Raw genomic sequence first — 18,085 nt, forward strand, 5'->3', positions numbered from 1 at the left:
ATACCTGTGTAAAATAAACCTGATGGAAACGGACATCCCGATTCTTCCATCGGGATAAAGTGGACAGCAGGACTGAAACCTTCCGAAGAGAATAGGAACCAACCTTTTCTGATTTTCAAGAAAAATCGCTTGCCACATTAGAATACGCTGTCGTTCTTACACCCCTCTATGAGAAAGCAATAAAAAAAGGGATATGCAGATCTGCACATCCCTCTTCGTAATATTGACTTCAGACTCTCGACTAAAGACTTAGGACTAGTACCTGTATGTATCTGCTTTGAAAGGACCTTCAACAGGTACGCCAATATAATCAGCCTGGTGTTGATCTAAAACATCCAACTCTACACCAATTTTTTCTAAGTGCAAACGGGCAACTTTTTCATCTAAATGTTTAGGTAAAGTATACACTTTGTTTTCGTAAGCTGCAGTGTTTGTCCAAAGTTCCAATTGAGCTAAAGTTTGGTTGGTGAATGAGTTACTCATTACGAAACTTGGGTGACCAGTTGCGCAACCTAAGTTTACCAAGCGACCTTCAGCAAGCACAATTACATCTTTACCGTCGATAGTATATTTATCAACTTGTGGTTTAATTTCCACTTTGGTATCGCCATAATTGCCATTTAACCAAGCCATATCAATTTCATTATCGAAGTGACCAATGTTACAAACAATAGCTTTATCTTTTAGTGCACGGAAATGTTTTTCGCGAACAATATCACAGTTACCTGTAGTTGTTACCACGATATCAGCTTCTTTAATTGCAGTATCTAAACGTTTAACTTCGTAACCTTCCATTGCAGCCTGTAAAGCACAGATTGGATCAATTTCGGTTACAATTACACGTACACCTTGTGAGCTTAATGATTCTGCAGATCCTTTACCCACATCACCATAACCACAAACAACAGCAACTTTACCAGCCATCATTACATCGGTAGCACGACGGATCGCATCAACCAATGATTCGCGACAGCCATATTTGTTATCGAATTTTGATTTGGTAACCGAATCGTTAACGTTAATTGCAGGCACGTGCAAGGTTCCGTTTTTCATTCTTTCGTACAAACGGTGAACACCAGTTGTAGTTTCTTCTGATAAACCTTTAATTGCTGCAATCAGCTCAGGATATTTATCAAAAACCATATTGGTTAAATCGCCACCATCATCTAAAATCATATTTAATGGCTGTTGCTCCGGACCGAAGTGTAAAGTTTGCTCAATACACCAGTCGAATTCTTCTTCGTTTAAGCCTTTCCAGGCGTAAACCTGAATACCAGCAGCAGCAATTGCAGCAGCAGCATGATCTTGTGTTGAAAAAATATTGCAAGATGACCAGGTAACCTCAGCACCTAGTGCAGTTAATGTTTCGATTAATACAGCCGTTTGGATGGTCATGTGCAGACAACCTGCAATGCGCGCACCTTTAAGCGGTTGTGTTGGACCGAATTCTTTACGTAAACTCATTAAACCTGGCATTTCTGCCTCGGCTAATTCGATTTCTTTACGGCCCCATTCTGCCAGTGAAATGTCCTTAACTTTGTAAGGGATATAAGTTGTCTCTACTGATGACATAATTATTTGTTTTTAAATGTAATGCAAAGTTACGGCATAGCTTTGTGAAAGCCAAATAATTAAAAGAGCAAGCAGGTTTACAGATTGTAAAATCTCTTAGCACATAATAAGAATCATATTATTATACATGACCGACTTTAAAGTGATTATGCTTGATTTGAAAAGCAAGACCAGCAGCACTGAGAGGGCTGTCCATCCATTATAACACCGATCAGGAATCGGAAGCTACCAATTTTGTAGGTTGAGATTAATCCGGTTCTACCGTATATGCCTCAAAGAAGTCAAGTTGACATGGCGAGGTGTACATCAAAAACTTGACTTCTTTTTAAATCTCCTAAACATCAAATAAAACTTTGATTTACAGGTAATTATTTCTTAAATTGTTATAACCAAAATAACTGTTATGAAGAGCGTAAAAAATTTATTGGATACCAAACAGGTAAGGATTATCTCGGTATCAGAAAATATATCCGTTTTGGATGCTTTAAAAGTAATGACCGAAAAGAATATCAGTGCCGTATTGGTAATGGAAAATGACTTGCTTAAGGGCATTTTTACAGAACGCGATTATGCCAGAAAAATCATTCTTCAGGGCAAATCATCAAAAGATACATTGATTAAAGAAGCTATGACGGCCAGTCCGATTACCATAAATTTAAGCGATACAATTGATTATTGCATGGAGCTGATGACCGATAAACACATCCGTCATTTACCAGTAGTAGAAAACAACGAGGTAAAAGGAATGGTTTCAATCGGCGATGTGGTTAAATTTATCATCGCCGATCAAAAGCAAACCATTTCGCAATTGGAAAGCTATATTAGCGGATAGTACTGGTTGGTGAGATACCTGGTTTACTCAATCTTCTACTACTACTTCTCCGCTACCGATGAAGTGTAATGAGCTTCAGTCGAAACGACGAAGCTAGAATTATTTCCGTCATTTCGAGTGCAGCGCAGCGAAGTCGAGAAATCTTTAAAGGTAGTTCTCACAAAGATTTCTCCCCGAAGGAGTTCCTTTGGAACACCAAATTCGAAAGGACGAATTATCTTATACCAATGAAGACTATACTCTGTGCATCTATCCCCAGGCTATTTCCATCTCCACTCACCGGCAATGGTTAAAGGTTCTTTAAGGTTTTGAGATTCTGAAAAAAGTCTTCAATTCATTTTCTCCTTGTACCCCTACCGGAATTTTTGGTGTATTGGCTAAAGCATATGTTAACATCGCACTGTAACGCACCGTGTTTTTAAGTTCCTGTTCATCAACCAGCTTAAAACTATCACCATCTGAATGGTAAAATGAGCCAGAATTGTTTGGCAATTTACCACCAAAACCACCACCAGTAGGAATACCTTCCAACATAAATGGTTGATGATCGCTATGTAATCCCGCACCTGCATTAAACATGTTTTTAAAACCCGTATCAATTTTTACAATATCAGCACCCCAGGCGGTAAACAAATCTTTCATTTCTGCTCTTGAGGTAGAAAAACCCTTCGGGTCATTCGTCATATCATAATTCAGCATAAATTTCACCTGATTTAAGGTTTTATCCTTTTTAGCCTGATCGATATACGCTTTAGAACCTAATAAACCCTGCCTCCTCGCCCATAAAAAGAACGAATTCTACAGTACGCTTTGTTTTTAAATTCAGTTTTTTAAACGTACGTGCCATATCCATAATGGCAAAAGAACCGATTCCATTGTCAATTGCACCAGTTGCCAAGTCCCAGCTATCTAAATGCCCGCCAACTACAATTTTATCTTTGGGCAACTCGGTTCCCTTAAAAGTAGCCACTACGTTTCTCGCTTTAATTAAACCAGAGAAATTGGTCATGGCGATATGCGCAATCTGATTTTGTGATTTTATTTTCGTTTTCAACGCCATACCATCTTCCAAACCAATACATATAGCCGGAATAGGAATTAATTTACCCGTTACAGAAGCGGTTCCGGTTAACAGAACACCATCTTTTACAGTATTAATTATAATAACTCCTATTGCACCATATTTAGTTGCAATGGCAGTTTTTTCTGAGCGATGCAGTGTTTTTGTTCCTGCCGGAGAGCCTGGCAAAACACCAAGATAAATTAATGCGATTTTACCTTTAAACTTATCTGGATTGGCTTGATAATCTACTTCTAATCCATTACCAGCATCAACAATTTCGCCAGTAACATCTGCACTCACTGGCGAATGCGCAAGTGTAACGGCTTTAACCTTGGTCAGATTATTTTTATCTGTACCAATTTCTACACTAATCGCTTTTCTAGCCCAGCTTTCTACTTCAAAAGGTTGAAACTTTACTTCACAGCCGTATGATTTTAATAAATCGAAAGCATATTGCTCAGCCTTTGCCCCATTTGTAGAGCCAGTTAAACGGTGGCCAATCGTTTCGGTTTCATATTTAAGCGTTTCATAGGCTTTTGAATGCTGTTGTACATCTGTATTGATCTTGGCAAAAACATCACCGAATTTATCCTGGGCATTTGCAACAAAAGCGGCACAAAGAAGTGCAGCGGAGAAAAAATATTTCATTAATAATAGTAGTTTAGTTGCTGAAAGTACAAATTTTAGCCAGAGATTGCTAGCTGTAACGTATATTTTGCTTTGGATAAGGTGTTATGCTAATGGTTCGTCGTTTCGAAGTATCAATCCACTATTTTAAAGTATTACAGGTTTTAAAAGACACTGAAATAACTTAAGGTGGACGATAAGTGCGAAATCATCCAATGCAAAAGATTATTTTGCAATATCTACCTTTTTCTTAGGGAAAACCAATGAAGCCACAATACTGATAACGAGTATGCTTAAAATCACTATAAGTGAGTGTTCGGTCGTAAAACCCCATTTCTCCAAATACACGTGACCCAACATTTTAACGCCGATAAATGCCAGTAGAATAGCCAAACCAGTTTTTAAATAATGAAATTTATGAATAATATTCACCAGTAGGAAGAACATAGACCGCAAACCCATGATGGCGAAAATATTAGAGAAAAATACGATATAAGGATCTTTTGTTACTGCAAAAATAGCCGGAATGGAATCCACAGCGAATAGAAGATCGGTAAACTCGACAATCAACAATACTAAAAATAGTGGTGTTACCAATGTTTTATGGTCAATTTTTACAAAAAACTTCTTTCCTTCGTACTTAGGGTGAATTGAAAATATTTTTGATGCCCATTTTACAACAGGATGATTTTCAGGATCTATTTTATCATCTTCCTGCTTACTTAAAAACATTTTAACACCAGTAAATACCAGAAAAGCACCGAAAATATAAAGTATCCAGGCAAATTTTGTAATCAGTGCTGCACCAACAAAAATAAAGATGAAGCGCATCACAATTGCACCCAAAATACCCCAGAATAATACTCGGTGATAATATTTTTCTTCTACCGCAAAAGCAGAAAAAACAAGAACGATTACAAAAATATTGTCGACCGAGAGTGCATATTCAATTACATAACCGGTTAAAAACTCCAAACCAAGATTTTGTTTGTAAATGGCTAAACTGCCATCAAAATCGCCTGGGATTAATTTAATATGATGCTGATGTTTGGTTACAATTTCCTGAAGTTGTGCAAAATCTTTGATTCCGTGCAGTTGGTGCCCTTCAGTTAAAAGGATAAAGTAAAAGCCAATGGCCAGTGCCACCATAATCAAACTCATTACTCCAGCTTGTTTTAAACTTACTACATGCTCTTTCCTGCTAAAAAGACCAAGGTCTAAAGCAAGAACAAGTACAATAAATAGTAGAAAACCTAAGCTAAAAAGTAATTCGTTACCCATTATTTTTTACGTTCAGTGGTGTACAATACAAGCTGTTCTAAACCAGTGCGTGCCTCGCCTGCTTCAAAACTGTGCAAAATATCAAATGCATCTTTCTGGTATTCCAGCATTTTTTGATTGGCATAAAATACACCTTCATTTGCATTTACAAAATCAATAATCTGTTGAATTTTAACCGGGTCATCCTGATGGTTTTTCACCAGGTTGATGATCCGTTTCCGTTCTGTTTTATCAGATTTGTTTAATGCATATATTAAAGGCAATGTTACTTTTTTTTCTTTAATATCAATCCCCAAAGGCTTACCCACATCATCCGTTCCGAAATCGAAAGTATCATCTTTAATTTGAAAGGCAATTCCTACTTTTTCACCAAAAAGGCGCATTTTCTCAATTGTTTCATCATCAGCACCTGCCGAAGCGGCCCCTGCAGCACAACAGGAAGCAATTAAAGAAGCTGTTTTCTGCCGGATTACATCAAAGTATAAATCCTCCGAAATATCCATTCTTCGCACTTTTTCCACCTGCAACAATTCTCCCTCACTCATTTGTTTAACTGCTTCTGATACAATTTGTAACAATCTGTGCTCGTTATTGTTTACTGAAAGCAATAATCCTTTGGCCAGCAAATAATCGCCAACTAAAACGGCAATCTTATTTTTCCATAAGGCGTTAATGGAGAAAAAGCCACGACGCTCGTACGCATTGTCTACCACATCATCATGCACCAAGGTTGCCGTATGTAAAAGCTCTACCAAGGCTGCGCCACGATGCGTCGATTCTGTTATTCCACCGCATAGCTTAGCCGCAAAAAACACGAACATCGGTCGCATTTGCTTGCCTTTTTGCTTCACTATATAATGGGTAATCCTATCCAGCAACGGTGCGTCGCTATGCATAGACTCTTTAAAGGTTTTTTCAAACGCTTTAATATCAGCAGCAATAGGTGTTTTTATCTGTTCGATTCCCGGCATTAAGTCGAAAAATTTTGATTGCAAACTTAAGCTAATTTCCCATAAAAAGGTAATCTGGAAACTTAATATTGAGGATTTGAAGAGCCGAAACTACAATCTCTATAATCTTTTCGCTTCTGCTATTCCTTATTATATCAAAACTTAAGCTTCGGTTTTAGACGATCTGGTGCATTAAGGATTGTCAGGCGCGATAAAAGCGGTTGTAAAAATGAGCTTTATCACAATAAATCCATTAAAACATTAGCTTTATTTAATTTCAAATTTTACATTTAAACCAATATTAGCTGTGCTAAATGAAAAAACGCTACAAAGTAATTATCGGTCTTTCGGCATTAATTGTTGCAGGCTATTTGTTGGGGCCTAAGCCTAAAAAGCCCATTTACAATGAGGAATTAACTGAAATTCCGGAATTGGAAGATTTAGATAATTTTGTGGCGAGTTTGGAATCCATGCATAAAATAAAACCAGGTAATGAGGCAGAAATTATCTGGGCAGATAGCATCCATAAGCAAACGGAATATGCTATTGTTTACCTCCATGGCTTTTCAGCATCGAAAACTGAAGGCAATCCGGTTTACCTCAACCTGGCAAAAGAGTTAAATGCCAATTTATATTTAGCTCGTTTGGCTGATCATGGGATCGATACCCTGGCCCCAATGCAATATTTTACCGCAGATCGCCTTTGGGAAACAAGCAAGCAGGCTTATGCCATAGGTAAAAAGTTAGGTAAAAAAGTAATCCTGATAGGCACTTCTACCGGTGGAACTGTAGCATTAAAATTAGCGGCAACCTACCCAGAAATTAACAGTTTGATTTTATTATCGCCCAATGTGGCCATTAATGATAAAAATGCATGGTTGTTGAATAATCCATGGGGCTTGCAGATTGCCAGAAAAGTAGTTGGGGGCGATGAAAGAAAAGTAGACGACCGCACCGATGAGTATAAAAAATACTGGTATACGAATTATCGCCTAGAATCGCTTGTAGAACTGGAAGAGTTTATAGAAAGCAGTATGGTAAAATCTACTTTCCAGAAAGTAAAACAGCCTGTTTTAATGCTGTATTATTATAAAAATGAACTGGAGCAAGATCCTGTGGTGCGGGTAGATGCCATGCTGAAAATGTTTGCTGAACTGGGTACACCAATTGACTTAAAAAGAAAGGTGGCAATACCAAATGCAGGCAACCATGTAATGGGATCGTACATTACCTCTAAAGATTTGTCAGGCGTTGAAACAGCTATAGGTAATTTTGTAGATAGTACGCTTAAGGCTCCTGTTCATTAGTTAATTTTATTAATCACTAGTCGTCACCCTGAATTTATTTCAGGGCCTACCTTGCAAGAAAGATGCTGAAATAAATCTAACAGCTATCGGATCAGCATGACGAGTAATACTAATCTAAATTTCGCTCACTATGAAAACCAAACCATTACTACAAGAAATTTTATGGCTCTTAAGTTGCATTGCAATTAGCGTAATTATTAGCCTCTGCATATTTGGAAAAACTCTTTTTATTGATTCAATTGATGTCAATCTTCACGACACCTACCTCGTGATTAAAAAACAGTTCTTATTAATATCCTTTTTTGTAATTATTTCCTTTCTTATTTATTATTTTAAAGAATTAAAATATTCATACAACAGAAAAATTCAGCGTTCATTTATTTTCTTATTGGGTTTTATTTTAATCCTTCTTGCATCATTAGCGTTGCAGATTTTACCTATCTTAAATCCATACCGCAATAACAACGGATGGACAGTTTACCCCCCGTTATCCATCCATCCGAAAATCGATCCATATGAGCAAAACATTACTATATTGGCAATCGTATCTAAAGCTGTTCTCATATTTCAAATTATAGTCGTTTCTATGCTACTAGTTTTAGCTTATAAACGCGGAAAATCAAAAAATAAATGATGAAATTTTACTTTTTAGCGGCCTTTATTCTTTTTTTAACCACAGAATCTTTTTCTCAGACAAAACTTGATTCTAAACCATTTATTTTAGGGGAAACTCTGGAAATTAATTCCAATGAACTTAAAGAAACCAGGAAATTAAATATCTATCTACCAGAAGGTTATGCTGCAGATTCTGCTACCAAGTATCCGGTAATTTATTTGCTCGATGGATCTGCAAACGAAGATTTTATTCACATTGTAGGCCTGGTCCAATTTTTAACGATGATCGAAAAAATGCCAAAAACAATAGTCGTTGGCATCGCCAATGTAGACAGGAGACGAGATTTCACCTTCCCCACAACCATTAAACAAGATTTAATTGATTATCCAACAACTGGTAAATCGGAAAAATTTATATCGTTTATCGAAAGAGAATTGCAGCCGTTTATCACAAAGAATTTTAAAACAAATGGTTCTAAAACCATTATTGGTCAATCTTTAGGCGGCTTGTTGGCTACTGAAATTTTATTAAAGAAGCCTCAATTGTTCGATAATTATATCATAATTAGTCCAAGTTTATGGTGGAACAATGAATCGCTTATAACTGATGCTACCAAATTTATTCCCAACATTAAAACTGAAGCTAAAATCTATATTTCTGTTGGTAAGGAAGAAAAAATGATAGCAGATGCCACAAAACTAGCTGAACTTGCTCAGGCAAATAAAAAATTAAACACAACATTTGTTCCGCTTATGCAGGAGAATCACCTTACTATTTTACACAATAGTGCGTATAAGGGCTTAGAAATTGTGTTTTCCAAAAAAAATAATTCAATAACTTATTAAGGTTAAGGCACAAACTTTGCCGAAATTTAGCTAAGTATATTTTTAACAATAATTTCAGCGTGTACCCTCGAATTTTCGATAAATAGCTTGTGGGTATCCAATCCGCCACAAACCACACCGGCCAGATATAAACCTTTTACATTGGTTTCCATGGTTTCTTCGTTATAGGCCGGGCAAAGTGTTTTTGGTAATTCGATGCCAAATTTTCTTAACATTCCAAAATCAGGCTGATAGCCCGTCATTGCAATTACAAAATCGTTCGGTATAGTTTGTATGCCTTCGGGGGTTTTTATATCAACCTCTCCTACGCGTATTTCGACCAATTCAGAATTAAAATGCGCCTTAATTTCACCTTCTTTAATCCTGTTTTGTATATCTGGTCGCACCCAATATTTCACATGTGGACCAAGATCGCCGCTTCGAACCACCATAGTTACATTTGCGCCCTTTCTGTAGGTTTCTAAGGCCGCATCTACTCCAGAGTTGTTTGCACCAACCACTACTACATTTTGAAAAGCATATAAATGTGGATCTTTGTAATAATGGGTCACTTTTGGCAAATCTTCACCCGGTACATTCATCAATAAAGGAACATCATAAAAACCGGTAGCCACAACTACATTCTTTGCCGTATAATTTGTTTTGGAAGTACTAATTTCAAAAACCTGATCTTCGTTTTTTACAACTTGTTTTACGCTTTCGAAAAGATGAATGTTTAAATCAAATTTTTCTGCTACCCGACGATAATATTCAACAGCTTCATTACGATTGGGTTTTGGGCTGATGGTTACAAAAGGTACACCCCCTATTTCTAACTTCTGTGAAGTAGAAAAGAAAGTCATAAATACCGGGTAGTTGAACAAACTGTTCACCAAAGCACCTTTTTCTACAATTACGTAACTTAAGTTTGCTTTTTTTGCTTCAATTGCACAAGCCATCCCTATTGGTCCGGCACCGATAATTAATACGTCGTAATGATTTTGATTTGCCAAATGCTTTATATCTTATGTTGTCATTCTTGAGCCTGTCGAAGAACCTTTAATGCAATTCGACAAACTCAATGTGACATTTGCGCTTAATTATACTTTCATTGCTTTACTCGGGCATGCAAAATCGGTTCTTTTTAAACCGGTATTTTTAATTGCAGCATACCCCCCGGCAACATCTATTACATTTTCTACTCCACGCGATTTTAAAATTGAAGCGGCTATCATTGAGCGGTAACCACCAGCACAATGGATGTAATACGTAGATTTTGGATCAATTTCACCCGTCCATTCGTTAATAAAATCTAATGGGCAGCTAAGTGTAAATTCCAGATGCTCTGATTCATATTCACCAGGTTTACGCACATCAAGCGCTGTAATTTCACCATTGGTATTTGCTTCTTCAAATGCTTCAGCTGAGATCGAATCGATAGTATCGATTTCCTTACCGGAATCCGTCCATCTTTCGAAACCACCATCTAAATAGCCAATCGTACTATCGTATCCCACCCGGGTTAGGCGCGTAATGGTTTCTTCCTCTTTGCCCTCATCTGTGATTAATAAAATTGGTTGCTGTAAATCGCTAATCAAAGCACCAACCCAAGGCGCAAACTGCCCGTTTAGGCCAATATTAATCGAATTGGGAATAAAACCTTTGGCAAAAACCTGAGGATCGCGGGTATCAAGCATAATGGCACCCGTTTGGTTAGCGGTATCTTCAAATTGCTGAGGCGTTAAGGCGTTTAATCCTTTTTCATAAACCTCGTCAATACTTTCTACGCCACCTTTATTAATGGCTGCATTTTTAGCAAAATATTGTGGTGGTGGCATAATGCCATCTGTTACTTCGGTTATAAACTGTTCTTTAGTTTGCGCTTTTAAGGCATAATTAACCTCTTTCTGGTGGCCTAAAGTATCAAATGTTTCTTTGCTCATGCTTTTACCACAGGCCGAACCAGCACCATGCGCAGGATAAACAATTACATGATCAGCCAATGGCTTAATTTTCTCATTTAACGAATCGTAAAGCATACCTGCCAGATCTTCCATCGTTAAATGCCCTTTTTGCGCTAAATCCGGGCGACCTACATCACCAATAAACAAGGTATCGCCACTAAAAATGCAGTAATCTTTCCCGTTTTCATCAGTTAACAAATAAGTGGTAGATTCTAACGTATGGCCAGGTGTATGTAACGCAGTTATGGTTACTCTGCCTACTTTAAACTGCTCTCCATCTTGAGCAATATGTGCTTTAAATTCAGTTTTAGCAGTTGGTCCGTAAATAATTTCTGCACCAGATTTTTCAGCCAAATCTACATGTCCGGAAACAAAATCAGCATGAAAATGCGTTTCGAAAATATATTTGATGGTTGCTCCTGCTTTTTCAGCTTTCTTTAAGTATGTTCCAACCTCTCTCAGTGGATCAATAATAGCAGCTTCACCATCACTTTCTATGTAATAGGCGGCTTCAGCCAGGCATCCTGTATATATCTGTTCTATTTTCATGTTTTTTTCACTACGTCAAACTGAATTTATTTCAGCTGCTTACTAAAAGATGCTGATCGGAAAGATTCGGGACAGCATGACGGATCTATAAAAGCAAAAATAGGGCTAAATACTTATAATCGGAATGTTGTAGATCATAATTGCAGAAGTTTTACTTAGCGGGGGCATAAAAACTGCAAACTGTGAACCAATTAGCTGCCAACTATAAACTGTAAACTATAACTGCCAACTGATCTGGGCGTTTCCCATCCCGATGAAAAAATCGGGAAAGGGGCGGGCTTTGCAGGGCTGCGCTGCGCTCCGGTACCGATGAAGGATCGGCACTGAACCCTTACAATCCCTAACGCGGTATTTATGACAATATCTATCCCGGGGTTAAAATTTGTAGCCAAAAGCACCAGAATTGTTAAATAAACCTGATAAAACGGAAAGCCCGGAGCGAAGAATGAGTGAGGACTTGGAGTGATAGCAAGGCTTTCTTAACCTAAAATCACCGAACCCCGCTTTTCAAAATAATTCGTATATGGTTTTTCCAGATTGTACTGCAAATTAAAAACTGCAAACGGTGAACCAATTAGCTGTAAAACTGCCAACTATAAACTGTTAACTGTAAACTGCCAACTAATCTGGGCGTTTCCCATCCCGATGAAAAATCGGGAAAGGGGCGGGCTTTGCAGGGCTGCGCTCCGGTACCGATGAAGGATCGTTACTGAACCCTTACAATCCCTAACGCGGTATTTATCATAATATCTATCCCGAAGTTAAAATTTGTAGCCATAAGCACCGATTTGTTAAATAAACCTGATAAAACGGAAAGCCCGGAGCGAACAATGAGTGAGGACTTGGAGAGATAGCAGGGCTTTCTTAACCTAAAAGCACCGAACCCCGCTTTTCAAAATAATTCGTATATGGTTTTTCCAGGTTGTACTGCAAATTAAAAACTGCAAACGGTGAACCAATTAGCTGTAAAACTGCCAACTATAAACTGTTAACTGTAAACTGCCAACTGATCTGGGCGTTACCAATCCCGATCAAAAAATCGGGAAAGGGGCGCGCTTTGCAGGGCTGCGCTGCGCTCCGGTACCGATGAAGGATCGGCACTGAACCCTTACAATCCCTAACGCGGTATTTATCACAATATCTATCCCGAAGTTAAAATTTATAGCCATAAGCATCGAATTTGTTAAATAAACCTGATAAAACGGAAAGCCCGGAGCGAAGAATGAGTGAGGACTTGGAGTGATAGCAGGGCTTTCGTACCCTAAAAGCACCGAACCCCGCTTTTCAAAATAATTTGTATATGTTTTTTTAGAAGGTTTTACTGCAAATTAAAAACTGCAAACTGATTAGCTGTTGTTAATGGCATTACAAATCAAATCTGGCAATTAATCTTTGCTTAACTCCCCTCTTAACGGTTCTTCCATCAACTTACGGCTTTCTTCAACTGATAAACCCCAGGCCCATTACAAACATGAGTTTTGTAACAGTTGCCTCAAAAGTTAAATCGTAACCACTTAAAACACCCATTTTTAGCAATTCTCTACTGGTTTCGTATCTGCCTAGCTGAACCGAACCTTTTTTACATTGAGAAATGTCGATAATGATTTTTCCATTCAAAATGGCCTGTCGTAAACTGTCTAAAAACCATTGGGCAGTTGTGGTATTGCCCGAGCCAAATGCTTCGAGTATTATGGCATCTACTTTTGAGTCTGTTATTGCCTGAACGGCTTGTGGCGTTATGCCCGGATACAATTTAAGCACCCCAATGTTCGCGTTAAAATTGGTATGTAATTTTAGTTTGCCTTCTGGTGCTTTTAGAATATAATTCCGGTAAAATTGCAGGTGTACCCCTGCTTCGGCAAGTGTAGGATAATTTGGTGAGCGGAATGCCTCAAACTTTTCGCTATTGTATTTTATGGAGCGGTTACCCCTAAATAATTGCGCATCAAAATAAATGCAAACCTCAGGAACAGTGCTTTTCCATCTTCTTTCGTAGCTGCAATCTCTAAAGCTGTAATTAAATTTTCTTTGGCATCCGTTCTAATTTCGCCAATAGGCAATTGCGATCCCGTCAAAACTACTGGTTTATCCAGGTTTTCGAGCATAAAGCTCAATGCCGATGCAGTAAAAGCCATGGTATCCGATCCATGGAGGATCACAAAACCATCATACTGATCATATTTATGGTAAACGAGTTCGGCTAATGTTTTCCATATCTCAGGATCCATGTTTGATGAATCCAATACCGGATTAAAGGAGTGTACATCCAAATCATAATCTAAACGACTTAATTCTGGAACGTTTTCTTTTATCTGCTCGAAATTAAATGGAACTAACATCCCATTTATAGGATCGTTAACCATACCAATGGTGCCACCGGTATAAATTATTAATATTTTGGTCATTTGGTTTAGTGAAGGTTGCTCAACGCAAAGAAACTAAAAAATTACAAATGATGGAGTGATATTTTCAAATTAGCAATAAAAAGAGATATTTCAACTCTAATATTACGAATTTAATAATTTAAATTTTAAATAATTATTAAATTAACAATTCAATTTATAAAGTAGTCTCAAATCAATTATTGAATGCTACAAAACAGATTTCACTATTATGTTACACTTCGGTCGAAATGACAACCGGCTCAACCGGATTAACAACTTCAGACGGTGGACTTCGAACTCAATCCTAAACCCCGAAAATTTTCTTCGAATTCTCTGTGGTAACATCTGCAATTTCTTCAATAGAAACACTATAAATATCAGCCAGTTTCTGAGCGATATAAATCAGATAACTACTTTCATTGGGTTTACCACGAAAAGGAACTGGTGCCAAATATGGCGAATCGGTTTCCAAAACAAGGTTTTGTAGAGCGATTTCAGATAATACCAAATCCAAACCTGCTTTTTTATAGGTAACCACACCACCAATACCCAAATAAAAATTTAAATCGATAGCTTGTTTTGCCTGCGCTACATTGCCCGTAAAACAATGGAAAATACCGCGTAACTTTTCATCGCGTTCGCTTTCTAAAACTTCGAAAACTTCATCAAAAGCTTCGCGACAGTGAATTACAATTGGCAAACCCAAATCTTTTGCCCAGCCAATTTGTTTGCGGAAGGCATCTTGTTGAATGCCCAAAGTTGTTTTATCCCAATATAGATCGATGCCAATTTCACCGATGGCATAAATTTTCCGTCCAGAAATACTCTTGTAAATTTCATCAAGCTGAGCAAGATAATCGTCCTTAACATCACAAGGATGTAAACCCGCCATAGCAAAACAATTTGCAGGGTATTTCGCCACCAAATCATTAATCATCGCTATTGACTTAACATCAACATTTGGCAAGAATAATCGGTTAACGTCGTTTTCAAAGCAACGATCAATCAACTGCGCCTGTTTCTCGGCATCTTGCTCGTAATATAAATGGGTATGGGTATCGGTGAAAATCATGTTTATAGGTGAAATGATGATGAGTTAGGTTTTGAGTTAAAAATTATGTCATTGACAAATCTATTTTTCAATTTTGGTATTTCTGATCTCCGACCTGTGACTATTTTTTATTTCCAGCTTTGCTTTTCTTCAATGCTTTGACTTTAGGCTCCGGACTTTCGACTTCAGACTTTCCGTTCTGCGGATTCCATTCCATTTCCTTTTTCAAAAATTTCCCTGTCAAACTAATCGGATTCTGGATTAAACCTTCTGGCGTACCTTCAAATAAAATTCTTCCGCCGCCAGCTCCTCCTTCTTCTCCAAGATCGATCACCCAATCGGCCACTTTAACCACATCCAAATTATGTTCAATTACCAAAATGGTATTTCCTTTATCAACTAACTCTTGCAAAACGCCTAAAAGCACATTAATATCTTCAAAATGGAGTCCGGTTGTAGGTTCATCTAAAATATAGAAGGTTTTTCCGGTATCCTTTTTAGAAAGTTCTGTTGCCAGTTTAACCCGTTGCGCTTCTCCTCCGGATAGGGTTACGGATGATTGCCCTAAGGTAATATAACCCAACCCTACATCTTTCAGGGTTTTGATTTTTCTATAAATAATCGGAATATTTTCGAAGAAATTGCAAGCATCTTCAATACTCATATCCAATACATCACTGATCGATTTTCCACGGAAACGCACTTCCAAAGTTTCCCGGTTATATCTTCTTCCGCCACACTCCTCACAAGGCACCTGAACATCCGGAAGGAAATTCATTTCAATTACTTTTAAACCTGCACCCTGACAGGTTTCGCAACGGCCACCTTTAACATTAAAAGAAAAACGGCCAGGTTTATACCCCCGGATTTTGGCTTCTGGCAGCTGAACGAAAAGATTTCTGATATCAGAAAAAACCCCGGTATAAGTTGAAGGATTTGAACGTGGCGTTCTGCCAATAGGTGCCTGGTCAATTTCAATTACCTTATCAATTTCCTTTAATCCGTTGATTTTTTCGTAAGGAAGCGGTGTTTTTTTCGCCCTAAAGAAATGATGGTTTAAAATCGGGTATAAAGTTTCGGTAATCAAGCTGGATTTACCGCTACCAGAAACGCCGGTTACGGCAATAAATTTACCCAAAGGAAAATCTACCGATACCTCTTTTAGGTTGTGCCCGGTTGCTTTAATGATTGATAATTTATGGCCATTTCCTTTCCTGCGGATTTTTGGCGTTTCAATCTGCTTTTTACCATTCAGGTAATCGGCAGTTAAGGTTTTCGATTTAAGAATTTGTGCCGCTGTTCCTTCAGCAACCACAGTACCGCCATGAATCCCTGCACCCGGGCCAACGTCGATTACCCAATCGGCCTCAAGTATCATATCCTTATCATGCCTCTACCACCAAAACGGTATTGCCAAGATCACGGAGATTTTTAAGCGCATTGATTAAACGCTCATTATCGCGCTGATGCAAACCAATACTTGGCTCATCAAGAATATACATTACGTTCATTAACTGCGAACCAATCTGCGTAGCCAAACGGATCCGTTGCGCCTCTCCACCAGAAAGTGTACGGGCTGTACGATCTTAAAGTTAAATACGTTAAACCAACATCTGTTAAAAATCCGATCCTGGCTTTAATTTCCTTTAAAATTTCTTTCGCTATAATATTCTGACGGTCGGTAAGGCGTTCATCAACTTTTTCGAACCATTGATGAAGGTTGTTAATGTCCATCGAAGAAAGTTCGAAAATATTTTTACCATCAACTTTAAAGTGCAGGCTCTCTTTTTCAAACGGGCACCATGGCACTCCGGACAGGTTTTCAGTTTCCTGAATTCATCCATATCATCAGATGCAGATTCACTTCTTTTTTCGTTCTGCTCTTCAAGCATCTTAATAATACCGTCGAAAGTAATATTGTAATTCTGAACGTTCCACTTATTATATTCTACCTCAACTTTAATCAGATCAGGTGAGCCGTTTAAAATGATGTTGATAATTTCGTCGCTTAACTTTTCAACAGGCGTAGAAAGGGAAAAGCTGTATTTTTTTGCCAGGGCTTTAAGCACCTGAAACATCCAGATATCCCTGTATTCTCCGAGCGGAGCTAGCGCACCGTTCAAAATACTCAGTTTTTGGTTTGGAATCACCGATTCTTTATCCACCACAAAAATATACCCCAAACCATCGCAACGCTCGCAGGCACCATAAGGCGAATTGAACGAAAAACTGTTGGGTTGTGGTTCATCATAAGAAATACCGGTGGTTGGGCACATTAAAAACTTGCTAAAATGCGCAACATTATTGTCTTTATCGCTTATCTTGATTACCCCTTTACCCATTTTCATTGCAATCTGCAATGAATCGAGCAGGCGTTTTTTATCTTTCACATCAATAATCAAGCGATCGATCACTACTTCAATATCGTGGATTTTATATCGATCTACCTGCATTTTTGCAGAAATATCTTTTATTTCGCCATCTACACGCACTTTTACATAGCCCTGCTTACGGATTTGCTCAAAAAGTTCGCGATAGTGTCCTTTTCTACCTTTAACAACGGGTGCAAGAATATTTACTGCAACGCCATCAAATTTGTTGAAGATATTCTGCAAGATCTGATCTTCGCTCATGCGCTCCATCTTTTCGCCTGTATTGTACGAAAAGGCATCGGCAACACGTGCATAAAGCAAACGCATAAAATCGTAAATTTCGGTAATGGTACCAACTGTAGAGCGTGGGTTTTTGCTTGTGGTTTTTTGCTCAATGGCAATAACAGGACTTAACCCCGAAACTTTATCAACATCAGGCCGCTCCATCCCACCCATAAACTGGCGGCTGTAGGCACTAAATGTTTCCATATAGCGGCGCTGCCCTTCGGCATATATGGTATCAAAAGCCAGCGATGATTTACCGCTTCCACTTAAACCTGTTATTACAACAAGCTGGTTGCGCGGAAAACTAACATCTATATTCTTTAAATTATGTACCCTCGCACCATATACTTCTACATCTTTTTGCTCGCCGAGGTCGATAGATTTATTGCTCATATTTTATTTAAAGTT

At 38.1% G+C, this 18,085-nt stretch carries 12 protein-coding genes and 2 pseudogenes; 4 read left to right on the top strand and 10 right to left on the bottom strand.

Annotated elements, in window-relative coordinates; translation table 11 throughout:
- Nucleotides 1–255 precede the first annotated feature (255 nt).
- Nucleotides 256–1,572, bottom strand: a complete 1,317-nt coding sequence (gene ahcY / locus AC0IWE_RS16710) for an adenosylhomocysteinase (RefSeq protein WP_055908063.1) — start codon at nt 1,570–1,572, stop codon at nt 256–258.
- A gap of 403 nt (nt 1,573–1,975) precedes the next feature.
- On the opposite strand from ahcY, the gene AC0IWE_RS16715 reads away from it, so the two are divergent.
- Nucleotides 1,976–2,404: a CBS domain-containing protein gene (locus AC0IWE_RS16715; protein ID WP_471793909.1), complete on the top strand. Its 429-nt coding sequence runs from the start codon at nt 1,976–1,978 to the stop codon at nt 2,402–2,404.
- A 300-nt stretch (nt 2,405–2,704) separates the two neighbouring features.
- On the opposite strand, the gene AC0IWE_RS16720 is transcribed toward AC0IWE_RS16715, so the two are convergent.
- The 4 genes from AC0IWE_RS16720 to AC0IWE_RS16735 all read right to left on the bottom strand — a co-directional run bounded on the left by AC0IWE_RS16720 (nt 2,705) and on the right by AC0IWE_RS16735 (nt 6,346).
- Nucleotides 2,705–3,112 (bottom strand): M28 family peptidase, encoded by a 408-nt coding sequence (locus tag AC0IWE_RS16720; protein WP_471793910.1) that lies wholly within the window; start codon nt 3,110–3,112, stop codon nt 2,705–2,707.
- Nucleotides 3,113–3,155: 43 nt separating this feature from the next.
- Nucleotides 3,156–4,115, bottom strand: a complete 960-nt coding sequence (locus tag AC0IWE_RS16725) for a M28 family peptidase (protein ID WP_471793911.1) — start codon at nt 4,113–4,115, stop codon at nt 3,156–3,158.
- A 204-nt stretch (nt 4,116–4,319) separates the two neighbouring features.
- A complete protein-coding gene (locus AC0IWE_RS16730; protein ID WP_471793912.1) occupies nt 4,320–5,375 on the bottom strand; it encodes a TerC family protein in 1,056 nt (351 codons plus the stop codon).
- Nucleotides 5,375–6,346: a polyprenyl synthetase family protein gene (locus tag AC0IWE_RS16735; RefSeq protein ID WP_055908076.1), complete on the bottom strand. Its 972-nt coding sequence runs from the start codon at nt 6,344–6,346 to the stop codon at nt 5,375–5,377. Before AC0IWE_RS16735 ends, AC0IWE_RS16730 begins: the two co-directional genes overlap by 1 nt.
- A gap of 293 nt (nt 6,347–6,639) precedes the next feature.
- Between AC0IWE_RS16735 and AC0IWE_RS16740 the strand changes: the two genes are divergently transcribed.
- The 3 genes from AC0IWE_RS16740 to AC0IWE_RS16750 all read left to right on the top strand — a co-directional run bounded on the left by AC0IWE_RS16740 (nt 6,640) and on the right by AC0IWE_RS16750 (nt 9,093).
- Entirely contained in the window at nt 6,640–7,632 is a 993-nt protein-coding gene (locus tag AC0IWE_RS16740) for an alpha/beta hydrolase (protein WP_471793913.1), read from the top strand.
- A 130-nt stretch (nt 7,633–7,762) separates the two neighbouring features.
- Nucleotides 7,763–8,266 (top strand): hypothetical protein, encoded by a 504-nt coding sequence (locus tag AC0IWE_RS16745; RefSeq protein WP_471793914.1) that lies wholly within the window; start codon nt 7,763–7,765, stop codon nt 8,264–8,266.
- Complete coding sequence (locus AC0IWE_RS16750; RefSeq protein ID WP_471793915.1) at nt 8,263–9,093, top strand: alpha/beta hydrolase; 831 nt, start codon at nt 8,263–8,265, stop codon at nt 9,091–9,093. Before AC0IWE_RS16745 ends, AC0IWE_RS16750 begins: the two co-directional genes overlap by 4 nt.
- Before the next feature lie 26 nt (nt 9,094–9,119).
- Here the strand turns inward: AC0IWE_RS16750 and AC0IWE_RS16755 are convergent, their stop codons facing one another.
- The 5 genes and pseudogenes from AC0IWE_RS16755 to uvrA form a co-directional block, all read right to left on the bottom strand.
- Nucleotides 9,120–10,085 carry a YpdA family putative bacillithiol disulfide reductase gene (locus tag AC0IWE_RS16755; protein WP_471793916.1) on the bottom strand — a complete coding sequence of 322 codons (966 nt, stop codon included), beginning with the start codon at nt 10,083–10,085 and terminating at the stop codon, nt 9,120–9,122.
- An 87-nt stretch (nt 10,086–10,172) separates the two neighbouring features.
- The gene (locus tag AC0IWE_RS16760; RefSeq protein ID WP_471793917.1) at nt 10,173–11,585 is read right to left on the bottom strand and encodes an MBL fold metallo-hydrolase; all 1,413 of its coding nucleotides are present in this window, start codon (nt 11,583–11,585) and stop codon (nt 10,173–10,175) included.
- A 1,385-nt stretch (nt 11,586–12,970) separates the two neighbouring features.
- Nucleotides 12,971–13,990, bottom strand: a pseudogene (locus tag AC0IWE_RS16765) (asparaginase).
- Between the two features lie 283 nt (nt 13,991–14,273).
- Entirely contained in the window at nt 14,274–15,041 is a 768-nt protein-coding gene (locus tag AC0IWE_RS16770; protein WP_471793918.1) for a TatD family hydrolase, read from the bottom strand.
- Nucleotides 15,042–15,234: 193 nt separating this feature from the next.
- Nucleotides 15,235–18,070, bottom strand: a pseudogene (gene uvrA / locus AC0IWE_RS16775) (excinuclease ABC subunit UvrA); the annotation flags it as partial.
- Between the last annotated feature and the right edge of the window lie 15 nt (nt 18,071–18,085).

This window comes from Pedobacter sp. AC402 (assembly GCF_979252805.1).

Bases quoted from the DNA above. Each gene is read 5' to 3' on its own strand.
- AC0IWE_RS16730 (WP_471793912.1), bottom strand. From the start codon at position 5,375: ATGGGTAACGAATTACTTTTTAGCTTAGGTTTTCTACTATTTATTGTA.
- AC0IWE_RS16760 (WP_471793917.1), bottom strand. From the start codon at position 11,585: ATGAAAATAGAACAGATATATACAGGATGCCTGGCTGAAGCCGCCTAT.
- AC0IWE_RS16735 (WP_055908076.1), bottom strand. From the start codon at position 6,346: ATGCCGGGAATCGAACAGATAAAAACACCTATTGCTGCTGATATTAAA.
- AC0IWE_RS16715 (WP_471793909.1), top strand. From the start codon at position 1,976: ATGAAGAGCGTAAAAAATTTATTGGATACCAAACAGGTAAGGATTATC.
- AC0IWE_RS16745 (WP_471793914.1), top strand. From the start codon at position 7,763: ATGAAAACCAAACCATTACTACAAGAAATTTTATGGCTCTTAAGTTGC.
- AC0IWE_RS16770 (WP_471793918.1), bottom strand. From the start codon at position 15,041: ATGATTTTCACCGATACCCATACCCATTTATATTACGAGCAAGATGCC.
- ahcY (WP_055908063.1), bottom strand. From the start codon at position 1,572: ATGTCATCAGTAGAGACAACTTATATCCCTTACAAAGTTAAGGACATT.
- AC0IWE_RS16740 (WP_471793913.1), top strand. From the start codon at position 6,640: ATGAAAAAACGCTACAAAGTAATTATCGGTCTTTCGGCATTAATTGTT.
- AC0IWE_RS16725 (WP_471793911.1), bottom strand. From the start codon at position 4,115: ATGAAATATTTTTTCTCCGCTGCACTTCTTTGTGCCGCTTTTGTTGCA.
- AC0IWE_RS16750 (WP_471793915.1), top strand. From the start codon at position 8,263: ATGATGAAATTTTACTTTTTAGCGGCCTTTATTCTTTTTTTAACCACA.